Here is a 21,119-nt window from a genome sequence, read left to right on the forward strand (position 1 = left end):
TGGTCGTCGGTGACTAGATTGTCGGTAAAACGGTGGGTGCATACCTGGCGTTTCTTGCGCTCGGCTTGCTCGCGTCGGTCACAATACGCGGCAATAACGCTTGGGAAATGAAAACACTTGGCGCACGCCTCAGCGCTTGGACGGTCCCGGAAAAAACGCGTTGGTGCGGCGAATGTAGTCAGCGTATTGGGGGCGGCGTTCGCCGATATCCTTTTCCAGCAGGGTGACTCCGGACACACGCAACAGCAGCACCGACATCAGCAGCGGTCCGGGAATGCTCCACCAGGCGCCGGCTGACAGCGCGATGGCGTAGAAGCCCCACCACACGCAGAAGTCGCCGAAGTAGTTGGGGTGGCGAGTCCAGCGCCACAGCCCGCGATCCATTACCTTGCCGCGATTGGCGGGGTCCGCCTTGAAACGGCTGAGCTGCCAGTCGCCTCCGGCCTCGAACACAAAGCCAACCAGCCACAGGCTCGCGCCGACTGCATCCAGTAGCCCCAGCCCGACGTCACCCATGGCGGCACCGAGCAGTGGCAGCGAGATGATCCACGCCAGCACCGCCTGCAGGACAAACACCAGATACAGGCTCTTGAACGCAAAGCCGGGTTCGTTGCGAGCGCGAATGGCCTGGTAGCGTCGGTCCTCGCCGTGACCCCAGCTTCGTACGGTGATGTGAAGTGCCAGGCGCAATCCCCAGACGCTTACCAGGGCCAATACCAGCAGGCCTCGAGGGCTCGGCGCAGGTGTGCCGAGTGAATAAACGCAGGCTTCGAGGATGAACATCAGTGACCACACGCTGTCGACAATCGCGACATTGCGTTTGATCACGCTGACGATCCAGGTCAAAAAAGCCACCGCAAGCACCGCGACCAGGCCGCAGGCATAGAGAAAGACGTTGTTCGACGCCATGAGAATGACCTGCTTGTTGAGACGATGGGTTGAAATCGCGTCAGACCGACGGTTGGCTGAGTCCGCAGGAAAGACAAAAAATCACTCGGTTAGTCGTCGAGATTACCTTCGCTGCGGCGAAAGAGACACTTTCTGCAGCGCGCCCATCAAAAGGCACTTTGGCTGATCGTGTTGGGTAACACGCTGTATCTGGCGTCGATCATCAACGTCTACCTTGCCCCGATGGGCCGAATTAAATTGACGCCCACTTCCGGAATCAGCGCACTGCCGGGCAGGTAGACAGGTATTTTTTCAAGGAGCCAATCTCCTCGACCGATCGCCGTGACATGTGTTTTGAAAACACGAAACGTTTCATGAAGCCGCCGATCACGGTGAGCGCTTCGGGATTCAATACGGTCCGAGACCTCACGAAAACATGGGCGCGGTTTCCCAACCGGGCACTGCATGATTCTGGATGTCGTGTCCGATCTGCATGCGTTCGAAAAGTCCCAGGTCGCGAACCGGAAGGCTTCCGACGGCGATGCCGACGCGACCCCGGCGCCATGCCAGCGCGCCGGTCACTCCTTCAAGCGTCACAGTCCCGTGGTATGTCCAGATGCTCCCTGGCTCGGGCGCGTCAGCAAGGCCATGCCAATGGCCGAGTAGATCGTAGGAAAAGGTTTCCGCCGGTTCAAATTTTTCGGGTGCCATATTCAGTACTCACCATGGTGGTCAAGCAATATTCGGTAACGCGTCTTCGGCAGGCTGGTCCGTTGTCCTATGTACGGCTGCCACGGTGATATAGACGGCGGGCAGAACGAAAAGGGTAAAAAGTGTGCCTATCGACAGACCGCTGGCAATCACCAGGCCCATGTTGAATCGGGATGCGGCACCTGCGCCGCCGGCGAAGATCAGCGGCAACACGCCCATCACCATCGCCGATGTCGTCATCAGGATCGGACGCAGGCGGATGCCAGCCGCGTAGATCACTGCTTCCAGCTTCGATTTGCCGGTGGCCTGGGCCTCGTTCGCCACTTCGACGATCAGGATGCCGTGCTTGCTGATCAGGCCCATCAGCGTGACCAGCCCCACTTCCGTGTAGATATTCAGCATGGCGCCGCGCGCCGTTCGGGCCCGCCGTCAGGCAAGTAGCGATGTAACCAAGCCGTCATCGCTTGCTTCGCAGGTCAGAGGGTTGCGGTGCCCTGACATGAACAGTCACCTAGGTGTCCAGTCCCGACTGGTTCTTTGATTTGCTATTGAATAGCTCCGGCCTCTCGGTCTGCCAGGTCCGTATCGCTTGAAGCGGTGTCTTGTGGCCGAGTGCGCGTTGCGGAAGATGGTCGTTGTAAAGCTTCTCGTAGCGTTCCAACGTGGTCTGTAGATCATCGCGTGAACGAAAGCGGGTGGTGGCCAGCACTTCAGTGATGCGACCATTGAAACGCTCAACCATGCCGTTGGTCTGCGGGTGACGCGGTTTGATCAAGCGATGCTCGATGCCCAGTTTGACGCACTCACGATCAAACGCGTGCTCGCCGGAGGGCATCTTGGTCTTTCTGGTGAAACGGTCGGTGAACTGACTGCCGTTATCGGTGAGCAGCTTGACGATCTTCATCGGCGCGGCGGCCTGGAGGCGACGCAGAAAGTCCGTGCTGCTGATCTCGCTCTGATCGGCATAGATGCGTAAGAAAACCCAGCGCGTGGCGCGATCGATGGCAACGAACAGATAGCGCCGCGCCGTTTCATCGGCCATCTGCGGCAGGTATTTGATGTCCATATGAAGGAAGCCGGGTGCATAGTCCTTGAAGGATTTAGCCGGTGCCGGCGCGTCCTTGTCTTCCACAGGGCGCCGGTTCAAACCGTGGCGAGTCAAACATCGGGCCAGTCCCGATCGAGACACCTTGGCGTTCAAGAACTCGCGCACGACCACCAACAAGTCATCCAGCGGTAGCCACAGCGTGCGGCGGATTTCCATGGCCACCGCTTCCTGCGCCGGGTTCAATGTGCAGTGCAGTGTGTCCGGCCGGTGCGAGCGGTCCTGCGTCGACTCGCGTTCGCGCCACTTGCGCACGGTCGGTGCGGTCACGCCGTACTTCCGTGCCAGGGCTGCATCACTGAGCGAGTGATCCTCGGCCCGCAGCTCAGCGCGTGTACGTGGCGTGGTGCGGGCCAAAGGATGGAGCGTCAGGGCCATCGTTCGGTTCTCAGTTCGGTGATCAGTTGCCTCATCGCATCACGGGCAGCGGCAAAACGCCAGAGACGCAGCTTGATAGGATCACACGGGACGTGACAACTACGCTGCCCAGCGACAGCTTTACCACGTCGCCCGGTACGAGCTTGACGGCCGGTACGGTTTTCCACGCGCCGTCGCGTTTCACCGTCGCGTTCATCGCCAGCCGCGATCGCAACGCGGCCAGCGTGTTCTGCGCACGGCTCTCCTGGAACAGGCCCAGCGCGGCGTTGAAAATCAACAGCCCGGTGATGATCGCGGCCTCCACGTAGCTGTGCATGAGCAGTTCGAGCAGCGCCGCCGCTTCCAGCATCCATGGCACGGGTGACCAGAACTTGGTCAACGCCATCTTCCACGGGTGGATTGCCGGATCGGGCATAGCATTGGCACCGATGCGGGCCAGTCGCCGCGCCGCTTCATCGCTGGACAGGCCACTGTTGCGATCATCGGCAACAGCAGCCGGGGTAGGGGTCGGCGGTTTGTCCAAGGGGCGCGGCGGCGCGGTATTCAAGCGTCAGATGCCTCAGGTCAGCTCATCGGGCAACTGGGAATCATCGCGCGAGCGATTGGCTTCGTCGTTGGCGTGCACCTCGAACCACATCGCGTTGAGGATGGCGAAGGCGCAGGCCAGGCCGAGGCCGAGTATCCAGGCGAAATACCACATGGTGTTCGATCTCCGTCGAGTGAATCGGTGGTTGAACGAAGCCGCGGCGTTCAATAGCCGCCGTGCGCCGCACGGATCTGCGCCAGCGTCACGCGACCGCGCATCACCCGATACACCCAGCTGGTGTAGACGATGATGATCGGCAGAAACAGCGCGGTCGCAAACACCATCAGCGACAGCGTGCCGCGACTGGACGAGGCGTCCCACACGGTGAGGCTGGAGCGCGGATCGAGGCTGGAGGCTGGAGGGCAGCAGAAACGGAAACAGCGCGAAGCCGGCCGACGCAATGGTGCTGCCCACCATCAGGCTGCTGGCGATAAAGCCGGCCACGCTGCGCCGCCCGACTAGCAGCTGCACGCCGATGGCCGATACAAACGCCAGCGCCGGTGCGATCCAGAACAGCGGGTGCTGCAGATAGCCGGCGAACCACGTGCCGCCGAGCGCCACCTGCTTGAACAGCGGATTGGACACGCCGTCGGTGACGGCGGCGCCGCTGATCGCGTAACCCGGAATGCGGTAGCCCAGCCAGATGCCCGCTGCGACATACAGCGCCGCGTAAACCAGCGTCAGCCAGCGCGCCATTTTCACTGCGCGCGCCGCGATCACTTCATCGGCTTTCAGCGCCGCCCAGCAGGCGCCGTGGGCCAGCAGCATGCTCAGCGAGACCAGCCCGGTGAGCAGGGCGAACGGATGCAGCAGATCGAACAGGCCGCCCTGCCAGGTCATGCGCAGGTCGTCGTCGAAACGGAACGGCAGGCCGAGAAACAGATTGCCGAAGGCGACGCCGGAAATCAGCATCACCACCACGCCCGATGCCACCAGCACCCAGTCCCACAGGCTGACCCAGCGCGGGTCGTGCACCTTGCCGCGAAAGTTGAAGCCGACCGGCCGCAGGATAAAAGCCAGCAGCACCAAAAAGATCGCCAGATACATGCCGGAAAACGACACCGCGTACAGCATCGGCCACGCGGCAAAGGTGGCGCCGCCGGCGAGGATGAACCAGGTCTGGTTGCCTTCCCAGGTGGGCTCGATGCTTTCGATCAGCACCGAGCGCTCCTCGTTGCTGCGGCCTAGCACTTTCAGCAGGCCGGCCACGCCGAAATCGAAGCCGTCCATGATGGCGAAGCCGATGAACAGCGTGCCGAGCAGCGCCCACCAGATCAGTCGTAACGTGGCGTAATCGAACATGGCGTGATCCTCAGTGACCGCTGTTGGCAAGGGCGGGGTTATGCGGCCAGATGTCCAGGCCATCGGGCCCCTTGCGGGTGAATTTCAGCATCAGCCACACGTCGACGATGGCCAGCGCGGTGTAGAACAGCACGAAGCCGCCGATCGAGGTCAGCACCTGGCCTGAACTGACCGACGACACGCCCAGCGCGGTAGGCAGCACGCCTTCGATCGCCCACGGCTGGCGGCCGTACTCGGCCACGATCCAGCCCGCTTCGATGGCGATCCACGGCAGCGGCAGGCTCCACAGCGCGAGCCGGAGAAACCAGCGCTGCGTGGTCAGCTCGCGCTTGCTTGCCTTCCAGAACGCGAAGGCAAACAGAACAATGAAGTAGATGCCGCACGCGACCATGATGCGGAAGGCCCAGAACAGCACCGGCACATTCGGGATCGTGCTGTCGGCCGCTTTCTGGATATCGGCCGGCGTGGCTTGGCGCGGGTCGTCGACGTAGCGCTTGAGCAGCAGGGCGTAGCCCAGATCCTGATCGTGCGCGGCCAGCGTGGCCTGCGCCTGCACGTTGGTCTTGTCCTGGCGCAGTAGCAGCATCGCGTCATAGGCCTTCACGCCTTCGCCGATGCGGCCCTTGGCGGTGTCCACCAGTTCGGCAATGCCGGGCATGGTTTCGTCGGTGGAGTGCGTGCCGATCAGACCCATCACCCAGGGAATTTTTACCGCCATGTGCGTGGTGCGCTCGCGCACGTCGGGCAGGCCGAACAGGGTGAAGGGTGCGGGTGCCGGCTCGGTATGCCACATCGCCTCGATCGCGGCGAGCTTCATCTTCTGGTTCTGCGACACGGTGTAGCCGGAGGTGTCGCCCAGCACGACCACCGACAGCGCGGCGGCGAGGCCGAAGCTGGCCGCCACCGTCATCGAGCGCTTGGCGAAATCCACGTTGCGCCCGCGCAGCAGGTACCAGGCGCTGATCGACAGCACGAACATCGCGCCCAGCACGTAGCCACCGCTGACCGTATGCACGAACTTCGCCTGCGCCACTGGGTTGAACACCACCTCGCTGAACGAAGTGACTTCCATACGCATGGTTTGCGGATTGAACGCGGCGCCCACCGGATGCTGCATCCAGGCGTTGGCGATAAGAATCCACACCGCCGACAGGCTGGTAGCAAGCGCGAGAAAGCAGGTCACCAGCAGATGCTTGACCCGCGAGATGCGATCCCAGCCCATGAAGAACACGCCGACGAGTGTGGCTTCGAGGAAGAACGCCATCATGCCCTCGATCGCCAGCGGCGCGCCGAAGATATCCCCGACGTAATGCGAGTAGTACGCCCAGTTCATGCCGAACTGGAACTCCATGGTGACGCCGGTGGCCACGCCCATGGCGAAGTTGATGCCGAACAGCACGCCCCAGAACTGCACCATGCGCTTCCACACCTCGCGCCCGGTCATCACGTAGACCGCTTCCATCACGGCCAGCATCCAGACCAGCCCGAGCGTCAGCGGCACGAACAGAAAGTGGTACAACGCGGTCATCGCAAACTGCAGGCGCGACAGCGTGACGACGTCGGTGTCGATGATCATGGATGCGCTTCCGTTGGATTCGTTGAAGGTGCCAGTCGGCGTGCGATGGCATCGGCGCTGGCATCGGGTTTGGGATGAGGCGCAAAAATCAGCCACCAGATCAGCATCAGAAAGGCGAGCTTGGCGAAAATGACCAGAGCCAGCTCCACGGTCAGCCGGCGCAGCGGGCGACGAGCAAAGGCAGCAGCGAACGTCATCGCCCGCGGCACCGGCATAGCGGTGGGCCGATTTGCGCTGCGCTCTGTGCGCTGAACCATCGGCGCGATGCCACGTGCCGTTGCGTGTCGGAGAACATCAGCGGCTCCCGCCAGGAAAGTGAAAGACGCAACTGTTCGGCTGTGCCAGACGCAGCCTCGATGCTCTATGCCGCGTGATGCCTCCGGCGAATCCGGTTCGTTCCACACTAACCACACACGAGGCATGGTGGCAGCCTCGGAAACTACTCAGGCCGAGCGACAATCCCGGTAAGTGCGGATCAGACCGTCATTGCACGGCTGTCGTTGTGGGCACGAACGCGAGTACCGCTGCATCCAGCGCCTGCAACAGCGCGGCATCGTGGCCGTAGACGTCGGTTTTGAAGGTGATACGGCCGTCGTCGGTCAGGTCAACGGTCCAGTAGGCCAGCAGCAGCGGCACCCTGGTGGGCAGGGTGACGTTCTCGGTTGTGGTGGTCTGCAGCTTGGCCGCGATGGCCGAGGCGCTCCATTTCACCGGATCGTCGAAAAGCAGCTGCACCAGCTGCAGCGGGTTCTCGACGCGGATGCAGCCGGAGCTGGTGGCGCGCTGCTCGCTGCTGAAGAGATCCTTGTGCGGCGTGTCGTGCAGATAGACCGCGTACGGATTGGGAAAGCGGATCACCACCCGACCCAGCGAATTGTCCGGCCCCGAATCCTGCCGCAGGGTGATGCCGCGCGGTGACTTCCAGTCGACGCTGGACGCCGATATCACATCGCCCCTGGCATTGAGCACGCGAATGCGATTGGCGGCGAGATAGCCCGGGGTCTTGCGGATCTTCGGCAGGATGTCCTTCGTCAGAATCGTTGGCGGCACGGTCCAGGTCGGGTTGAAGGTGATGGAGGTGATCTGCGCCTGAAAAATCGGCGTGCTGCGAAACGGCTTGCCCACCTGTACGCGCGAGCGCCACAGCCGCTGCCCGTCGCGGTAGTAGCTCACCTTGTAACCGGCGATGTCCACGACGACGAACGTGCCCTGCAGCGCATGCAGCAGCCAGCGCGCGCGCTCGAGATTCACGCGCACCTGATCGATTCGCGCCGCCACCGGCACGTTCAGCGCCGCAAGCGTGGCCTTGCCGATGTTCCCGTCGACGGGCAGATACTGCTCGGTCTGGAATTGTTTCACCGCGGCCTGCAGCGCACTGTCGTAGGTGTCGCCCGCGGCAAGCGACGGATCGAGATAGCCGCCGGCTACCAGTCGCGCACGCAGTGCGGCCACCCGCGGATCCTGCCTGCCTGGTTTCAGCGTGGCCCCAGCCGCCATGACCGGCCAACCGCCACTTTTCTGGATGGCCCGCAACTTTGCCAGCCCGTCGCGCAGGCGGCCGTAGATGACATTCTGCGGCGGCGCCTGCCGAAACGCCTGGCTGACGCGATGCGTGTTCACCGCATCCTCGATGAGTGCCAAGTCCTGCTTCGGATCAATCGTGGCTGGATCGAAATTCCACTGCATGTCGAGCTGCTTCGGATCGACCTTGCCGCGCCTGAGCTGCAGTAACGCGCTGATATAGGCGTGCGTGGCAGCGATATCGAAACGCGCGCGCTGCTCTGGCGCCGCTGGTGAGGCCTGCAGCGCTGCCTCGCCACTGGCCAGTTCATCGACGTGATAGTCGGCGGGGTAGAGCCCATCGAGCGCGGTGGCGCGAAGGCTGGCGATCAACTGCCGCGCGTTGTCGGGATCGGCCCATGCCGGAGCGTAATCCCGCTGCGCATAGAAATCCGCTTCGGCGACCGCGGGATCGATCGGCCGTACCGCAACTGCGCTGGACGACGGTTTCGCCGGTGCTGCAGCGCCTGCTCCTGCTAGGTACTGCCGGATCAGCATTGCCACGGGATCACCGGGCATGGGGCTGACGGCTGCGCCGGCTGGTGAGGTCTGAGCGGTTGGCGCGGCAGTGACGTCGCCAATGCCGGCCGACGCCAGGACGCAACACACGGCACGAAGCAGAGCTCGGCTCGGCATGGATACCTCCCGGATGGATGGCATCAGGCCGCTCTTTCGTCCCGATGTACCGAATTGCTTACGCCGCAGATGCTAGGGTGACCCATCTTCTGGATCGGCGGATCGACATGCCCACGGCGCGCTCTGCATTCGTCATATCGGTAATCATGTTGTTGGGGGCGGGCTTCTGCACACCAGCATGCGCTCAATCGCTGGAGAGTGCACTGGCCAAAGCGGCGCCGGGCGCGAACCCGCGGGTCATTGCGCTGGCGCTGCAGGCGTCACGTTGTACGGTGGCGCGTGGCATGCCTCCGGCCAGTCGGCTCGCGGTGATCGATTACTCGTTACCGTCTACCAAAGAGCGCTTGTGGGTTTTCGATCTGAATCACCGCACGCTGCTTTTCAACGAGCTGGTTGCCCATGGCCGCAACAGCGGCGACAACTTCGCCACGCGTTTTTCCAACGCGGATGAAAGCCTCTCGACCAGCGTCGGCCTTTATCGCACCACGAGTTCCTACAGCGGCCACAACGGCTACTCGCTGCGCATGCAGGGGCTGGAGCCGGGCTTCAACGATCACGCCATGGAACGGGCCATCGTGATTCACGGTGCGTCCTACGTCAGCGCCGACATGGCCAGGCAGCACGGCCGCATCGGCCGCAGCTGGGGCTGCCCGGCCGTACGTACCGCGGTGGCGCATCGCCTGATCGATACCTTGAAGGAGGGGCAACTGGTGTTTTCCTATTACCCCGATCCGCGCTGGCTCGGCTCGTCGGGCTATCTCAACTGCGGCGGCTCGGCCTCGGTGCAGACGGCCAAGGCCATCTAGCCTGCGTGGTGGTCAGTTCGAAACAGGCGGCTAGACCGCCAAAAAAATCCCGACTTTCGTCGGGATTTTTTCCTGAGAGTCGGTGGATATGACTCAGATGACGTAGAGATCCATGTATTCGTTGACCGGCAGCGCTTCCAGTTTTTCCTGGTCGAGCGACACGTCCAGAATGGTCTTCTGCTGCTTGGCCGGAAAGCGCCGCGCCAGGTTGATGCGGAATTTCTTCTCCAGCAGCGGAATGCCGTCAGCGCGGCGACGGCGGTGGCCGATCGGGTATTCGACCACGACTTCATCCAGCGTGCTGCCGTCGTTGAACTCGACGGTCAGCGCATTGGCGATGCTGCGCTTGTCCGGGTCGTGATAGTCCTTGGTGAACTGCACGTCTTCCACGCAGTCGATCTTGTCGCGCAATGCGTCGATGCGTGGATCGGCGGCGACGCCGTCTTCGTAGTCGCTGGCGGTGAGGTTGCCGAAAATCAGCGGCACGGCCACCATGTACTGGATGCAGTGATCGCGATCGGCCGGATTGTTCAACGGGCCTTTCTTGTCGATGATGCGGATGCAGGCTTCGTGCGTGCGGATGGTGATCTTCTTGATGTCGTCGATCGTCTTGCCCGCCGCCTTGAGCTGGCCGTGTAGAGTAACCGCGGCTTCCACCGCGGTCTGGCTGTGGAACTCGGCCGGAAAGCTGATCTTGAACAGCACGTTTTCCGATACGTAGCTGCCGTACGGGCGCTGGAAGGCGAACGGTTTGCCCTTGAACAGCACGTCGTAAAAGCCCCAGGTCGGCGCCGTCAGCACTGAGGGGTAACCCATTTCGCCGGTCTTGGCGATCAGCGCCAGACGCACGGCGCGGCTGGTGGCATCACCGGCCGCCCAGCTCTTGCGGCTGCCGGCGTTCGGCGCATGGCGATAGGTGCGCAGGCTCTGCCCATCGACCCAGGCCAGCGACACCGCGGCCAGGGTTTCCTCACGCGTCAGGCCGAGCATGCTCGACACCACGGCGGTGGAGGCCACCTTGACCAGCACCACGTGATCGAGGCCGACGCGGTTGAAGGAGTTTTCCAGTGCAATCACGCCCTGGATTTCATGCGCCTTGATGATGCCGGTGAGCACATCGCGCATCAGCAGCGGCGGCTTGCTCGCGGCGATGTTGTTGCGGCTGATCCAGTCGGCTACGGCGAGAATGCCGCCGAGGTTGTCCGACGGGTGGCCCCATTCGGCGGCCAGCCAGGTGTCGTTGAAATCCAGCCAGCGAATCATCGCGCCGATGTTGAAGGCGGCCTGGATCGGATCGAGCTGGAACTGCGTGCCGGGCACCTTGGCGCCGTTCGGCACGACCGTACCGGGAACGATCGGGCCGAGCAATTTGGTGCAGGCCGGGTACTCGAGCGCTTCCAGGCCGCAGCCGAGCGTGTCGATGAGAATGTTGCGCGCCGTGTCGTAGGCCAGCGTGGAGTTGACGGTGTAGTCGAGTGCGTAGTCGACGATGTCGACCAGGACCTGATCCCAGGCGGGTCGGACGTTGCTGATGTGGCTGGTCATGGGTGTCCTTCGGATACGGGGAAAAGTTGATGCATCTGCACAAAGCGCGGCGCGGCGCGTAAAGAGAGCTGGATGAGCTGCGCCGACGGTGAAGTGGAAGGGAGCGTCCGGCGTTGACCGCCACAGGGGGCATCCACACTCGGTACCTGCCAGCCGACACGCAATTTTGCCATTGATGCGTGGCTCAATACAGAGCAAACCCGAGATGGCTTCGAGATGTCTCCCTCACGAAGCGCGAGGACGACGCAGACCGTTAGCTTCCCGAACAGCTCCTGCCCGATATGCAGACCGGCGCCATTCACTCGCTTCTTGGCTGCGCACTCGCTAATCTTGCCATTCCGAGCGAAAAACCCGGGGTGCCGAGCGCTTCTTGGCGTTTTACCCGTTTGGAAAACAACCCAAGCTGTCCTACATTGCGCTAGCCGCAAAAGTGGCTCATTGAACCTAATAAATCCCGGGGAATTACATGGCAAAAGCTAAGAAAGCTGCACCTGCAAAAGCCGCGTCCAAAAGTGCGTCACCGGCGGCTGCTCACAAACCGATCAAGGAAGTGCTGAACAAGACGAGCTTGGTCGCCCATATTTCCGAAACCAGCGGCGTGGTGCCCAAGGACGTTCGCGCGGTGCTGTCGGCGCTCGAGGGTGCGGTGGCCGGTTCGGTGCACAAGAAGGGTGCCGGTTCGTTCACCTTGCCGGGCCTGCTGAAGATTTCTGCGGTGCACGTGCCGGCCAAGGCCAAGCGCAAGGGCATCAATCCGTTCACGAAGGAAGAGCAGTGGTTCGCTGCCAAGCCGGCGTCGATCAAGGTCAAGGTGCGTCCGCTGAAGAAGCTGAAAGACGCGGCAGCCTGAGAAATCCGGCTGCGCGGCTGACCTGCATTTCGACGAAGCAGGGTACAGGCGATACGCCTAGTCTGATTATCGGTCACCACAAACGAAAAGAAGGGCCGCTTGCGCGGCCCTTCTTTTTTGCAACGTGCAACGACTTACTTGAACGCGTATGTGCCGGTCAGGCTGACCACGTCGCCGTGGTCCTTGAACTTGCCGACCATCGTGCCCGCGCCGAACGCGACGGGATTGACCAGATTGACCGGTACGTCGCTGACGAACTGGTGCTGGTAACCGAGGTCAAAGGACACGCGCTGCGTCGCCTGGTAGCCAACGCCCAGGCCCACGATACGGCGCGAGCCGTCCGGAATACGCGGGTCGCGGCTGATGATGTTGGTCGGCGTTTCGTCATAGCCAAGACCTGCACGTAACGTCCACTGGTCGTTGAGCTTGTAATCGCCGCCGATCGAGTAGGAGAACGTGTCCTTGTATTTTTCTGGCAGGGCTACGAGGGCCTGTCCCTCAGACACCAGGGCGAGCTGCTGGAAGTTGGACCAGTCGGTCCACATCACGCTGGCGGCCAGGCTGAACTGATCATTGAACTTGTGCAGCCAGTCGATGCCGGCGGTTGCCGGCGTATCGAAGACGGAGCTCGCCGAGGCACCGTTGGGATTCAGCGTCGGCAGTCCGGCCGTCGGGAAAACCGTGGGAGCCAGCGTCAGCAGAGCGAGGCTTGCACTTGGACCGTACAGTTTGTAATCGCCGCTCAGCGTCTGCTGGATGCGCGAGTGGTAGTTCATGTCCACGCTGTCCTGCTGCGTGGGTTTCCACTCGAAGCCACCGAAGTAGCCAAATGCGAAGTTCTTCTTGACGTTGACGTTCAACTGCACGTCGCCGCTCTGCGGAGCGCCGAGAAGCGGAGCGCCGAGCAGCGCCGCGGCCGAACCGTAGGGATCCAGTACGGTGTTGAGCTGAGCCTTGGTGTGACGACCCTCGATACCGGCACCGATGGAGAACTCGTCATTGACCTTGAAGCCGGCCGAGATGCTGGCGGAGATCGATTGCACGCTGGTCTTGGTGCCGAAGTAGCGCCCTTCCCAGGTCGGGTTGTATTTGCTGACGAGGCCGTAAGGCACGGTGACGCTGCCGCCGATCACCAGACGATCGTTGACGGGAAGCGCCCATGCGACATCGGGGAAGGGGATGAACTTGCCGAAACCGTTGGGATTGCCACCTGTGGTCGGGTTGCCCTGCTGATCCTTGAACTGGCCCTGGAATTCCGAGCTCGGGCGAATGCCGGTACCGGTGACCTGCACCATCGGCGCATCGAAGAAGGCCATGGCCGCCGGGTTGTTGTAGGCGGCCGTGACGTCGTCCGGAAACAACGAGCCGCCGGCCCCGGCGCGGCCCCAGCCGGCAGCGTTGGTGGTCGGCAGCTGGAAGGAGCCAGCCTGCGCGCAGAGCGGCAGTGACAGTGCGGAAACGACGGCGAGGGCGAGACTGGCCTTGGCGCCGAAGCGGGTGAAACCTTGCGAGGTTTGACGGTTCACGGTGGTTCTCCTGTGACGACAAGCTGAAGTGATGCTTCAGAACAAAAGTCGTGTGGTGGGACTGAAACGATTGGGGAGTAGGCGACTGGGTCAGTGATGACCCGGTCGCTTACAAGCGTTCGAACTATTGTTGTTATTTAGAGGGCCAGCCTCCCTTCCTTGAGCCATTCCAGAATGCCCGGCACGGCACGCGTTTCGTCGACGGGTTCCGTAACTGTCCTGCGGCCGTTTTCAGCCGTCGCGTTATCCAGCTGCAGCACCTGCTCGATCACGCGAATCTGCTCCTCGCTGCCGAATGGCGCGGTGAGTATCGGCGAGATGAGCGAGATCAACCGGGCCAGCAATTCGCCGTCGCCGATGGTTTGACCCATGCTCAGATCGTCGATCAGTTTTTGCATGTCTTCGCCGGCAAGAATGCCCGACAGCGCCTTCAGGCCGAAATGCAGCCGCAGGCCAAGCTCGTTGCGCGGCAGGTCGGGCAGCGTGCGCGAAAACGCCTCGAAGAAACGCCCGAAGATCGGCTGGTAGTGCTCCTGCAGATAGCCCCGGACAAAGGGCGATCGATCGCTGTAGACCCGGCCCAGCAGCCGCATGAAGGATTTGCCACCGACGCTTTCATGACTGATCCGGAAAGCCGGAATGAAGAGCATGGCAAATACGGCGGTGGCATCCATGTTCTCGGGCCACTGCTTCTCGCAGCTGCTCAACAGATTCAGTCGTTCGAGATTCAGCCGGTCGAGTCGCTGCGAGAGCAGCTCGTGCATCAACGCTTCTTTGCTCCCGAAGTGATAGTTCACGGCGGCAAGGTTGGCGTGCGCCCTGGCGGTGATCTGCCGCAGTGACATCGCCTCGTAGCCGCATTCGATGAATAACGACTCTGTCGCCTCGAGCAGGCGCCTGCGCGTGTCGCCCGCACCGGCCCGCAGCGGCGTGCTCACGCGATGCAGTCCCAGATGGGGTGGAAGCCGTACAGGAGCATCGTATTCAAATCCGGGATTCAAACATGTGTGTGAACGTTAAATCCCGCATCAACTTGCGGCAAGCTGCACTGCACTAAAATTGTGGAAAGCGTCGTTTAAGGTACTGTCTGTGCGATGATTTCCGCCGGAACGTGGCTGCATCAAGCGATGCACCGCCAACGGTGGCCTCTTCATTTTTCGATCAAAAGCAAAAAGGGGCGAGCCGATGCCCGCCCCTTGCTGCAATGCAGCGACATGTCCGTTCAGTTACAGGCGAATCCGACTCATCCGGCCTTCTTTTTGGCCAGCCGCAGCCAGGTGTCGACGACGGTGTCCGGGTTAAGCGACACCGACTCGATACCCTGATCCATCAGCCACTCGGCCAGGTCAGGATGATCGGACGGACCCTGGCCGCAGATGCCGATGTACTTGCCCTTGGCGCGCGCCGTCTTGATCGCCATGGCGAGCAGCTTCTTGACCGCCGGATCGCGCTCGTCGAACAGGCTGGCGACGATGCTGGAGTCGCGATCGAGGCCGAGCGTCAGCTGGGTCAGATCGTTCGATCCGATCGAGAAGCCGTCGAAGATGTCGAGGAATTCATCGGCCAGCAGCGCGTTGGACGGCACCTCGCACATCATGATCACCTTGAGGCCGTGTTCGCCCTGGACGAGTCCGTTTTTCCTCAAAACCTCGATAACCTTCTTGCCTTCGTCCAGCGTGCGCACGAACGGAATCATCACCCAGACGTTGTCCAGCCCCATGACTTCGCGCACGTGCTTGACCGCCTTGCACTCCAGGCCAAACGCATCGGCGAAGCTTGGGTCAACGTAACGGCTGGCGCCGCGGAAGCCGATCATCGGATTCTCTTCGTGCGGCTCGTAGCGCGAGCCGCCCAGGAGGTTGGCGTATTCGTTCGACTTGAAGTCGGACATGCGCACGATCACCGTCTTCGGGTAAACCGACGCGGCAATGGTGGAAATGCCTTCGGCCAGACGATCGACATAGAAGCTCACCGGGTCCGCATAGCCGGCGATGCGCTCGTCGATCTTGGCTTTGGTGGCGGCATCCTGTTTGGCATATTCGAGCAGCGCCTTGGGATGCACGCCGATATGGCTGGCGATGATCATCTCCAGCCGCGCCAGGCCGATGCCGGCGTTCGGCAGCATGCCGAAGTCGAATGCGCGATCGGGGTTGGCCACGTTCATCATGATCTTCAGCGGCGCCTCGGGCATCGCACCCAGATCGGCGGTGACCCGCTCGAACTTCAGAATGCCCTCGTAGATCGTGCCGGTATCGCCCTCGGCGCAGGAGACGGTGACGTCGGCACCGTCGGGAATCTTCTCCAGCGCGTTGCCAGTACCGACCACGGCCGGCACGCCAAGCTCACGCGCGATGATCGCCGCGTGGCAGGTACGGCCACCGCGATTGGTGACGATGGCCGCGGCGCGCTTCATCACCGGCTCCCAGTCGGGATCGGTCATATCGGCGATCAGCACGTCGCCGGGCTGCACCTTGCTCATGTCGGCGAGTGTGCGGATCACGCGCGCCTTGCCGGCGCCGATTTTCTGGCCGATCGAACGGCCTTCGGCCAGCACCTTGCCCTTTTCGCCGAGGTGGAAACGCTCCAGCTGGGTGGCGTGCGCGCGTGACTTCACGGTTTCGGGCCGGGCCTGCACGATGTACAGCTTGCCGGTGTTGCCGTCCTTCGCCCACTCGATATCCATCGGGCGGCCGTAGTGCTTTTCGATGATCAGCGACTGGCGCGCGAGTTCTTCAACGTCGCTGTCGGCGATGCAGAACTTGCTGCGCATGTCGGCTGGCGTGTCCTCGGTGCGCACGCGCTCGCCGGCCGCGCTGGAATAGACCATGCGCAGCGCCTTGGAGCCGAGGTTGCGACGCAGCACCGCCGGCTTGCCGGCATTCAAGGTCGGCTTGAAGACGTAGAACTCGTCGGGATTGACCGCGCCCTGCACAACCATTTCGCCGAGGCCGTACGAGCCGGTGATGAACACCACGTCGCGGAACCCCGACTCGGTGTCCAGCGTAAACAGCACGCCCGACGCGCCCACGTCCGAGCGCACCATCAGCTGCACGCCGGCCGACAGAAACACGTCGTCGTGCTTGAAGCCCTGGTGCACGCGATAGGAGATGGCGCGGTCGTTGTAGAGCGAAGCGAAGACTTCCTTCACCTTGTGCAGCACGTCGTCGATGCCGACCACGTTGAGAAAGGTTTCCTGCTGGCCGGCGAACGAGGCGTCCGGCAGATCTTCGGCGGTGGCCGAGGAGCGCACGGCGACGGCGATGTCGTCGCTGCCGGCGTCCCTGCACAGCTTGATGTACGCGTCGCGAATCGCCTGCTCGAGTTCGGCGGGTAGGGCGGTGTCGACGATCCAGCCGCGGATTTCCTTGCCGGCGGCGACCAGCGTGTCCACATGGTCGACATCCAGACCGTCCAGGCGCTGCTGGATGCGTTTGGCCAGCCCGCTCTTTTCCAGGTACTGCTGAAACGCATCGGCCGTGGTCGCGAAACCACCCGGCACCGAAACGCCGAGCTTGGCGAGATTGCCGATCATTTCGCCAAGGGATGCGTTCTTGCCGCCGACCTTGCCCAGGTCGGTCATACGCAGTTGGTCAAGCCATAGCACCAGATCGTTCAAGGGTGTCTCCTCAAGAGCGCGGTAAAAAAGTGGGATTGGTGCAGGATGCAGTGCCAAAGCGGTCTGCAAAGAACTGGTATTGTCCGCTGCCGGTGATGCGCAGCACAAGAAGACCATTGCGTTGCGTGGGCACTCCACCTGCATACCAGTCAGCCCAGAGTCAATCGGCGACAGCCATTGGCGCTTGCGCTAAGGTGCGGACAAGCTCATCAAAACGATCAGGCGCGGCCATGCAGCGAACCGTTTTCTTCATCTCCGACTCTACTGGTATCACGGCAGAGACGATCGGCAACAGTATCCTGGCGCAGTTCGAGGGCGTGCAGTTCGACAAGCATCGACTCGCGTTCATTGACGATGCGCGCAAGGCCGAAGCAGCGTCGCTGCGCATCAAGACCCACTACGCGCAGACCGGCGAGCGGCCGATCGTGGTCAACACCATGGCCGACCGGGCGCTGTGCGAACTGGTTGCCGAAAGCGGCGCGCTGATGCTTGACGTGTTTGCGCCATTTATCGGCCCGCTGGAGGAAGAGCTCGGCGCGAAGCGCTCCGGTGCGGTCAACCGTTCGCACGGTATGGTCGATTTCGAAAAGTACGAGGCGCGCATCAACGCGACCAACTACGCGTTGACCCACGACGACGGCAGGGACTTCGACTACAGCAAGGCCGACCTGATTCTGGTGGGGGTGTCGCGCTCGGGAAAAACGCCGACCTGTCTCTACATGGCCTTGCATTACGGCGTCAGCGCCGCCAACTATCCGCTCACCGACGATGATCTAGATAAGCTCGAGCTGCCGAGAAGGCTTGTACCGTATAAAAGCAAACTCTTCGGTCTCACCATCGATCCACAGCGACTGGCGCAGATTCGCGAGCAGCGACTCGCCGGCAGCCAGTACGCCACGCTGAAGCAGTGTCGCTGGGAGCTGGAGCAGGCCGACAAGCTGATGCGAGATGCCGGCATCTCAAGCCTCAATACGACGCACGTGTCGATCGAGGAAATCGCCAGCAAGATTTTCTCCCGCTTCGGCATTGAGCGGACCATGTTCTGACCAGGCTGCATTCATGGCAGCCACTGAGGAGTTTCCGATACCGATGATCGTTTCACCCCGTCGACCCAACCTGCTGCCCGGGCGCTTCGAGTTCCTGATGGGGCTGTATGCGGAAAATTATCATCGGCTGGCGCGACTGTTCGGGCCGCAGGATCTAAGCCCCGGCCACTACATCTCCAATGTGGACGACCACCTGGACGTGCATCTGCATCTGCAGGAAGTGCACCCGTATACGATGGAGCTTGAGCTCACCTACGACTTTGTCGACGCGCATACGGGCCAGCGCTCACCGTCGGCGCAGCTGCGCATGTATACCGATGCACATGTCGCCGAAGCGCTGCATTGCCATTCGGGAAGGCATCTGTGGCAGGTGCTCGGTCCGTTTCCCGCGGCGACTACGGTTTTCCAGCATCGCCTGCGGATGAACAGTTTTCTGTCGCGCTGGCTGGAATATCTGGGCGAACAGGGGCACTCGATCGGGACGCTGGTGCGTCAGGAGCCGGAGGCCTGACGAAGTGACGTCGGGCAGATTCGCAGCGGTCAAATGACGCCCAACAAAAAACCCGCACTGGGCGGGCTTTCCATTGGTGGCGGAGCGGACGGGACTCGAACCCGCGACCTCCGGCGTGACAGGCCAGCATTCTAACCAACTGAACTACCGCTCCCCAGTTTCCAACACTTACTTTCCAGCAACAGCGTTTACAACATCTTCCAGCACTTGCGGGTCAACTTGGCGTCCCCACGGGGATTCGAACCCCGGTCGCCACCGTGAAAGGGTGATGTCCTAGGCCTCTAGACGATGGGGACAATTCAAGTTGGTGGAGCCAGGCGGGATCGAACCGCCGACCTCCTGCATGCCATGCAGGCGCTCTCCCAGCTGAGCTATGGCCCCGCTGCTGGAAGCCCGGAAGAATAGGTCCGAGTCACATATCCGTCAAGACTTTTTTGCGTCTGGCGACGAAGAAATCCGAATCAGCCGACCGGCGTGTCGATCCATCAGCGCCGCCGCCGGCGCGGCAAGTAAGACCCGAGCGCGAGCTTCGTTTAAGCTGCCTGTGACTTATGGATGTTGCGGACGAGGCATGCACGAAATCGGTTTTATTCGCGACCTTGCCATGGTGATGCTCGTGGCCGGCGCCACGACCATTCTTTTCCAGCGCCTGCGGCAACCCGTCCTGCTGGGCTACATTCTGGCCGGCGTGCTGATCGGCCCACACACGCCGGGCATGCTGGTTGCCGACCCGCAGGCGATTGACGACATCTCCAATCTCGGTGTGGTGCTGCTGATGTTCACGCTGGGACTCGAGTTCAGCGTGCGCAAGCTGCGTGAAGTCGGCATCAGCGTGCTGGCGGTCGCGGTAGCGGAAGTCGGCCTGATGATGTGGATCGGCGTCGGCCTGGGTGGCCTGTTCGGATGGAAGGGGATGGACGCGCTGTTTCTCGGTGCGATCATCGCGCTGTCGTCGACCATGGTGGCGACGCGCACCTTGTCCGAGAGCGGCCAGCGGCACAAGCCGTTTGCGCGGCTGGTGGTCGGGCTGCTGGTGGCCGAGGACATGCTGACCATCGTGATGCTGACACTGCTGACTGCCGTGGCTATCGGCGGTTCCGTCAAAGCAGAGACGGCGTTCACGCTGATTGGGCATCTGGGGCTTTTCGTGGTGGTCGGCATGATTCTCGGCCTGCTGCTGCTTCCGCGGCTGGTGGACTACGTGGCCGGTTTCGGGCGCAACGAAACGCTGCTGGTCAGTGTGCTGGGCATCTGTTTCGGCGCGAGCCTGCTGGCGGTGTGGATGGGCTTCAGCGTGGCGCTTGGCGCGTTTCTCGCTGGCGCCGTGGTGGCGGAGTCGCAGAGCGTCAATCGGGTGATGCGGCTGATCGAGCCGCTGCGCGACATGTTCGCTGCGCTGTTTTTCGTGGCGATCGGCCTGAAGATCGATCCGGTGATGCTGGTGCAATACGCGGTGCCTGCACTGATCATTGCCATCGTTGTCATCGTGGGCAAGACGCTGACATGCAGCCTGGGCATCTTCATCGTTGGTCACGACGCGCGCACCTCGCTGCGGTCAGGGCTGGGCATGGCGCAGATCGGCGAGTTTTCCTTCGTGATCGCCACGCTTGGTTTGTCGCTGCATGTCATCAGCGATTTCATCTACCCGATCGCGGTTGCCGTTTCGGTGGTCTGCATGGGGGCGTCGCCGTACCTCACGCGCTCGGCCGACGGTCTGGCCAATGGCCTGCGTGCGGTGACGCCGCGCTCCATGCGGCTGCTGGCGACCAGCTACAGCGGCTGGCTGGAGAATCTGAAGCCGGTCAATGAAAACGCCGCGATCGCGGCGATTTTTCGCCGACTCCTGTGGCATATCGCGGTCAATGTGCTGTTGGTGGTGGCGCTTTTCATCATCGGCGCCTATATCAACGCACATAACTGGGACTGGTTTTCCATGCTCGGCATCGGGCGCGATCTGCGGCATACGGTGATCTGGGCCTGCGCGCTGTTTCTGTCGCTGCCGATGCTCATCGCGGTTTACCGCAAGGCTGAGGCGCTGGGCATGGTGCTGGCGGAGCTCGGCATACGCGAGCGGTTTACCGGTTCGTATACGCAGGCGATTCGCGGCGTGCTGGCGCGGATCATTCCCTTGGCAACCCTGTTTGCGCTGGCTCTGCTGGTCAGTGTGCTGGGTTCGGCCATCCTGCCGCCCCGGGGAGTGGCCGTCCTGCTGATACTGGTCGGGCTGGTGCTGGCAATCGTGCTGTGGCGTGGCATGGTGAAGATGCATGCGCGGCTGCAGGCGGCGTTGAAGGAAACCCTTGAGAAGCCCGCACCGCCGTAAAGACAGGCGGCTGTCATCGTTGCCAGATCCACATCTATGGCCGCGAAGTGAACCTTTATGCCGACTGACGGTCTGTGCATAGCGACATTGCCAAGATCGGAAGAGCGCCTCACAATGTGTGGCCTGCCTCCATTGGGGGGGCCCGGTTGGCAAG

Annotated in this window: 17 protein-coding genes, 3 tRNA genes and 2 pseudogenes; 5 read left to right on the forward strand and 17 right to left on the reverse strand. The window is 62.1% G+C overall.

Annotated features, from left to right (window positions below; genetic code table 11):
• Positions 1-129: 129 nt before the first annotated feature.
• The 10 genes and pseudogenes from ACDK93_RS08730 to ACDK93_RS08775 all read right to left on the reverse strand — a co-directional run bounded on the left by ACDK93_RS08730 (position 130) and on the right by ACDK93_RS08775 (position 8,742).
• On the reverse strand, positions 130-909 hold the full coding sequence (locus ACDK93_RS08730) for a DUF1295 domain-containing protein (protein WP_458072192.1): 780 nt from the start codon (positions 907-909) through the stop codon (positions 130-132).
• Positions 910-1,314: 405 nt separating this feature from the next.
• Positions 1,315-1,599: a hypothetical protein gene (locus tag ACDK93_RS08735; RefSeq protein WP_458072193.1), complete on the reverse strand. Its 285-nt coding sequence runs from the start codon at positions 1,597-1,599 to the stop codon at positions 1,315-1,317.
• A 21-nt stretch (positions 1,600-1,620) separates the two neighbouring features.
• A pseudogene (locus ACDK93_RS08740) lies at positions 1,621-2,010 on the reverse strand (efflux RND transporter permease subunit); the annotation flags it as partial.
• A 100-nt stretch (positions 2,011-2,110) separates the two neighbouring features.
• On the reverse strand, positions 2,111-3,082 hold the full coding sequence (locus ACDK93_RS08745; RefSeq protein WP_458072194.1) for an IS481 family transposase: 972 nt from the start codon (positions 3,080-3,082) through the stop codon (positions 2,111-2,113).
• Positions 3,083-3,113: 31 nt separating this feature from the next.
• Positions 3,114-3,629 carry a cation-transporting P-type ATPase gene (locus ACDK93_RS08750; protein WP_458072195.1) on the reverse strand — a complete coding sequence of 172 codons (516 nt, stop codon included), beginning with the start codon at positions 3,627-3,629 and terminating at the stop codon, positions 3,114-3,116.
• A gap of 12 nt (positions 3,630-3,641) precedes the next feature.
• Positions 3,642-3,782 carry a cytochrome bd-I oxidase subunit CydX gene (cydX, locus tag ACDK93_RS08755; RefSeq protein ID WP_458072196.1) on the reverse strand — a complete coding sequence of 47 codons (141 nt, stop codon included), beginning with the start codon at positions 3,780-3,782 and terminating at the stop codon, positions 3,642-3,644.
• Between the two features lie 50 nt (positions 3,783-3,832).
• Positions 3,833-4,970: pseudogene (gene cydB / locus ACDK93_RS08760) on the reverse strand (cytochrome d ubiquinol oxidase subunit II).
• A 10-nt stretch (positions 4,971-4,980) separates the two neighbouring features.
• Positions 4,981-6,543 (reverse strand): cytochrome ubiquinol oxidase subunit I, encoded by a 1,563-nt coding sequence (locus ACDK93_RS08765; protein ID WP_458072400.1) that lies wholly within the window; start codon positions 6,541-6,543, stop codon positions 4,981-4,983.
• Positions 6,543-6,743, reverse strand: a complete 201-nt coding sequence (cydP, locus tag ACDK93_RS08770) for a cytochrome oxidase putative small subunit CydP (RefSeq protein WP_458072197.1) — start codon at positions 6,741-6,743, stop codon at positions 6,543-6,545. The genes ACDK93_RS08765 and cydP overlap by 1 nt, the downstream gene beginning before the upstream one ends.
• 286 nt (positions 6,744-7,029) lie before the next feature.
• The gene (locus ACDK93_RS08775; RefSeq protein WP_458072198.1) at positions 7,030-8,742 is read right to left on the reverse strand and encodes a L,D-transpeptidase family protein; all 1,713 of its coding nucleotides are present in this window, start codon (positions 8,740-8,742) and stop codon (positions 7,030-7,032) included.
• A 77-nt stretch (positions 8,743-8,819) separates the two neighbouring features.
• On the opposite strand from ACDK93_RS08775, the gene ACDK93_RS08780 reads away from it, so the two are divergent.
• Positions 8,820-9,548: a murein L,D-transpeptidase catalytic domain family protein gene (locus ACDK93_RS08780; protein WP_458072199.1), complete on the forward strand. Its 729-nt coding sequence runs from the start codon at positions 8,820-8,822 to the stop codon at positions 9,546-9,548.
• A 93-nt stretch (positions 9,549-9,641) separates the two neighbouring features.
• Here the strand turns inward: ACDK93_RS08780 and ACDK93_RS08785 are convergent, their stop codons facing one another.
• The gene (locus ACDK93_RS08785; RefSeq protein ID WP_458072200.1) at positions 9,642-11,093 is read right to left on the reverse strand and encodes a bifunctional 2-methylcitrate dehydratase/aconitate hydratase; all 1,452 of its coding nucleotides are present in this window, start codon (positions 11,091-11,093) and stop codon (positions 9,642-9,644) included.
• Positions 11,094-11,559: 466 nt separating this feature from the next.
• Here ACDK93_RS08785 and ACDK93_RS08790 point away from each other — a divergent pair, with 466 nt between their 5' ends.
• Positions 11,560-11,943 (forward strand): HU family DNA-binding protein, encoded by a 384-nt coding sequence (locus ACDK93_RS08790; protein WP_458072201.1) that lies wholly within the window; start codon positions 11,560-11,562, stop codon positions 11,941-11,943.
• 134 nt (positions 11,944-12,077) lie between these two features.
• Here the strand turns inward: ACDK93_RS08790 and ACDK93_RS08795 are convergent, their stop codons facing one another.
• From ACDK93_RS08795 to ppsA, 3 genes are all read right to left on the reverse strand, one after another.
• Positions 12,078-13,469 carry an OmpP1/FadL family transporter gene (locus ACDK93_RS08795; protein ID WP_458072202.1) on the reverse strand — a complete coding sequence of 464 codons (1,392 nt, stop codon included), beginning with the start codon at positions 13,467-13,469 and terminating at the stop codon, positions 12,078-12,080.
• A 137-nt stretch (positions 13,470-13,606) separates the two neighbouring features.
• Positions 13,607-14,407, reverse strand: a complete 801-nt coding sequence (locus ACDK93_RS08800) for a TetR/AcrR family transcriptional regulator (protein WP_458072203.1) — start codon at positions 14,405-14,407, stop codon at positions 13,607-13,609.
• A gap of 305 nt (positions 14,408-14,712) precedes the next feature.
• On the reverse strand, positions 14,713-17,085 hold the full coding sequence (gene ppsA, locus ACDK93_RS08805) for a phosphoenolpyruvate synthase (RefSeq protein WP_458072204.1): 2,373 nt from the start codon (positions 17,083-17,085) through the stop codon (positions 14,713-14,715).
• Positions 17,086-17,315: 230 nt separating this feature from the next.
• Here ppsA and ppsR point away from each other — a divergent pair, with 230 nt between their 5' ends.
• The gene (gene ppsR / locus ACDK93_RS08810; RefSeq protein WP_458072205.1) at positions 17,316-18,131 is read left to right on the forward strand and encodes a posphoenolpyruvate synthetase regulatory kinase/phosphorylase PpsR; all 816 of its coding nucleotides are present in this window, start codon (positions 17,316-17,318) and stop codon (positions 18,129-18,131) included.
• A 13-nt stretch (positions 18,132-18,144) separates the two neighbouring features.
• A complete protein-coding gene (locus ACDK93_RS08815) occupies positions 18,145-18,642 on the forward strand; it encodes a DUF1249 domain-containing protein (RefSeq protein WP_458072206.1) in 498 nt (165 codons plus the stop codon).
• 77 nt (positions 18,643-18,719) lie between these two features.
• Here ACDK93_RS08815 and ACDK93_RS08820 read toward each other — a convergent pair.
• The 3 genes from ACDK93_RS08820 to ACDK93_RS08830 all read right to left on the reverse strand — a co-directional run bounded on the left by ACDK93_RS08820 (position 18,720) and on the right by ACDK93_RS08830 (position 19,023).
• Positions 18,720-18,796 (reverse strand) — tRNA-Asp (locus tag ACDK93_RS08820).
• A gap of 66 nt (positions 18,797-18,862) precedes the next feature.
• Positions 18,863-18,938, reverse strand: a tRNA-Glu gene (locus tag ACDK93_RS08825).
• A gap of 9 nt (positions 18,939-18,947) precedes the next feature.
• A tRNA-Ala gene (locus ACDK93_RS08830) sits at positions 18,948-19,023 on the reverse strand.
• 190 nt (positions 19,024-19,213) lie between these two features.
• Here ACDK93_RS08830 and ACDK93_RS08835 point away from each other — a divergent pair.
• The gene (locus ACDK93_RS08835) at positions 19,214-20,965 is read left to right on the forward strand and encodes a cation:proton antiporter (RefSeq protein ID WP_458072207.1); all 1,752 of its coding nucleotides are present in this window, start codon (positions 19,214-19,216) and stop codon (positions 20,963-20,965) included.
• Positions 20,966-21,119 lie beyond the last annotated feature (154 nt).

The organism is Rhodanobacter sp. BL-MT-08 (assembly GCF_054161255.1).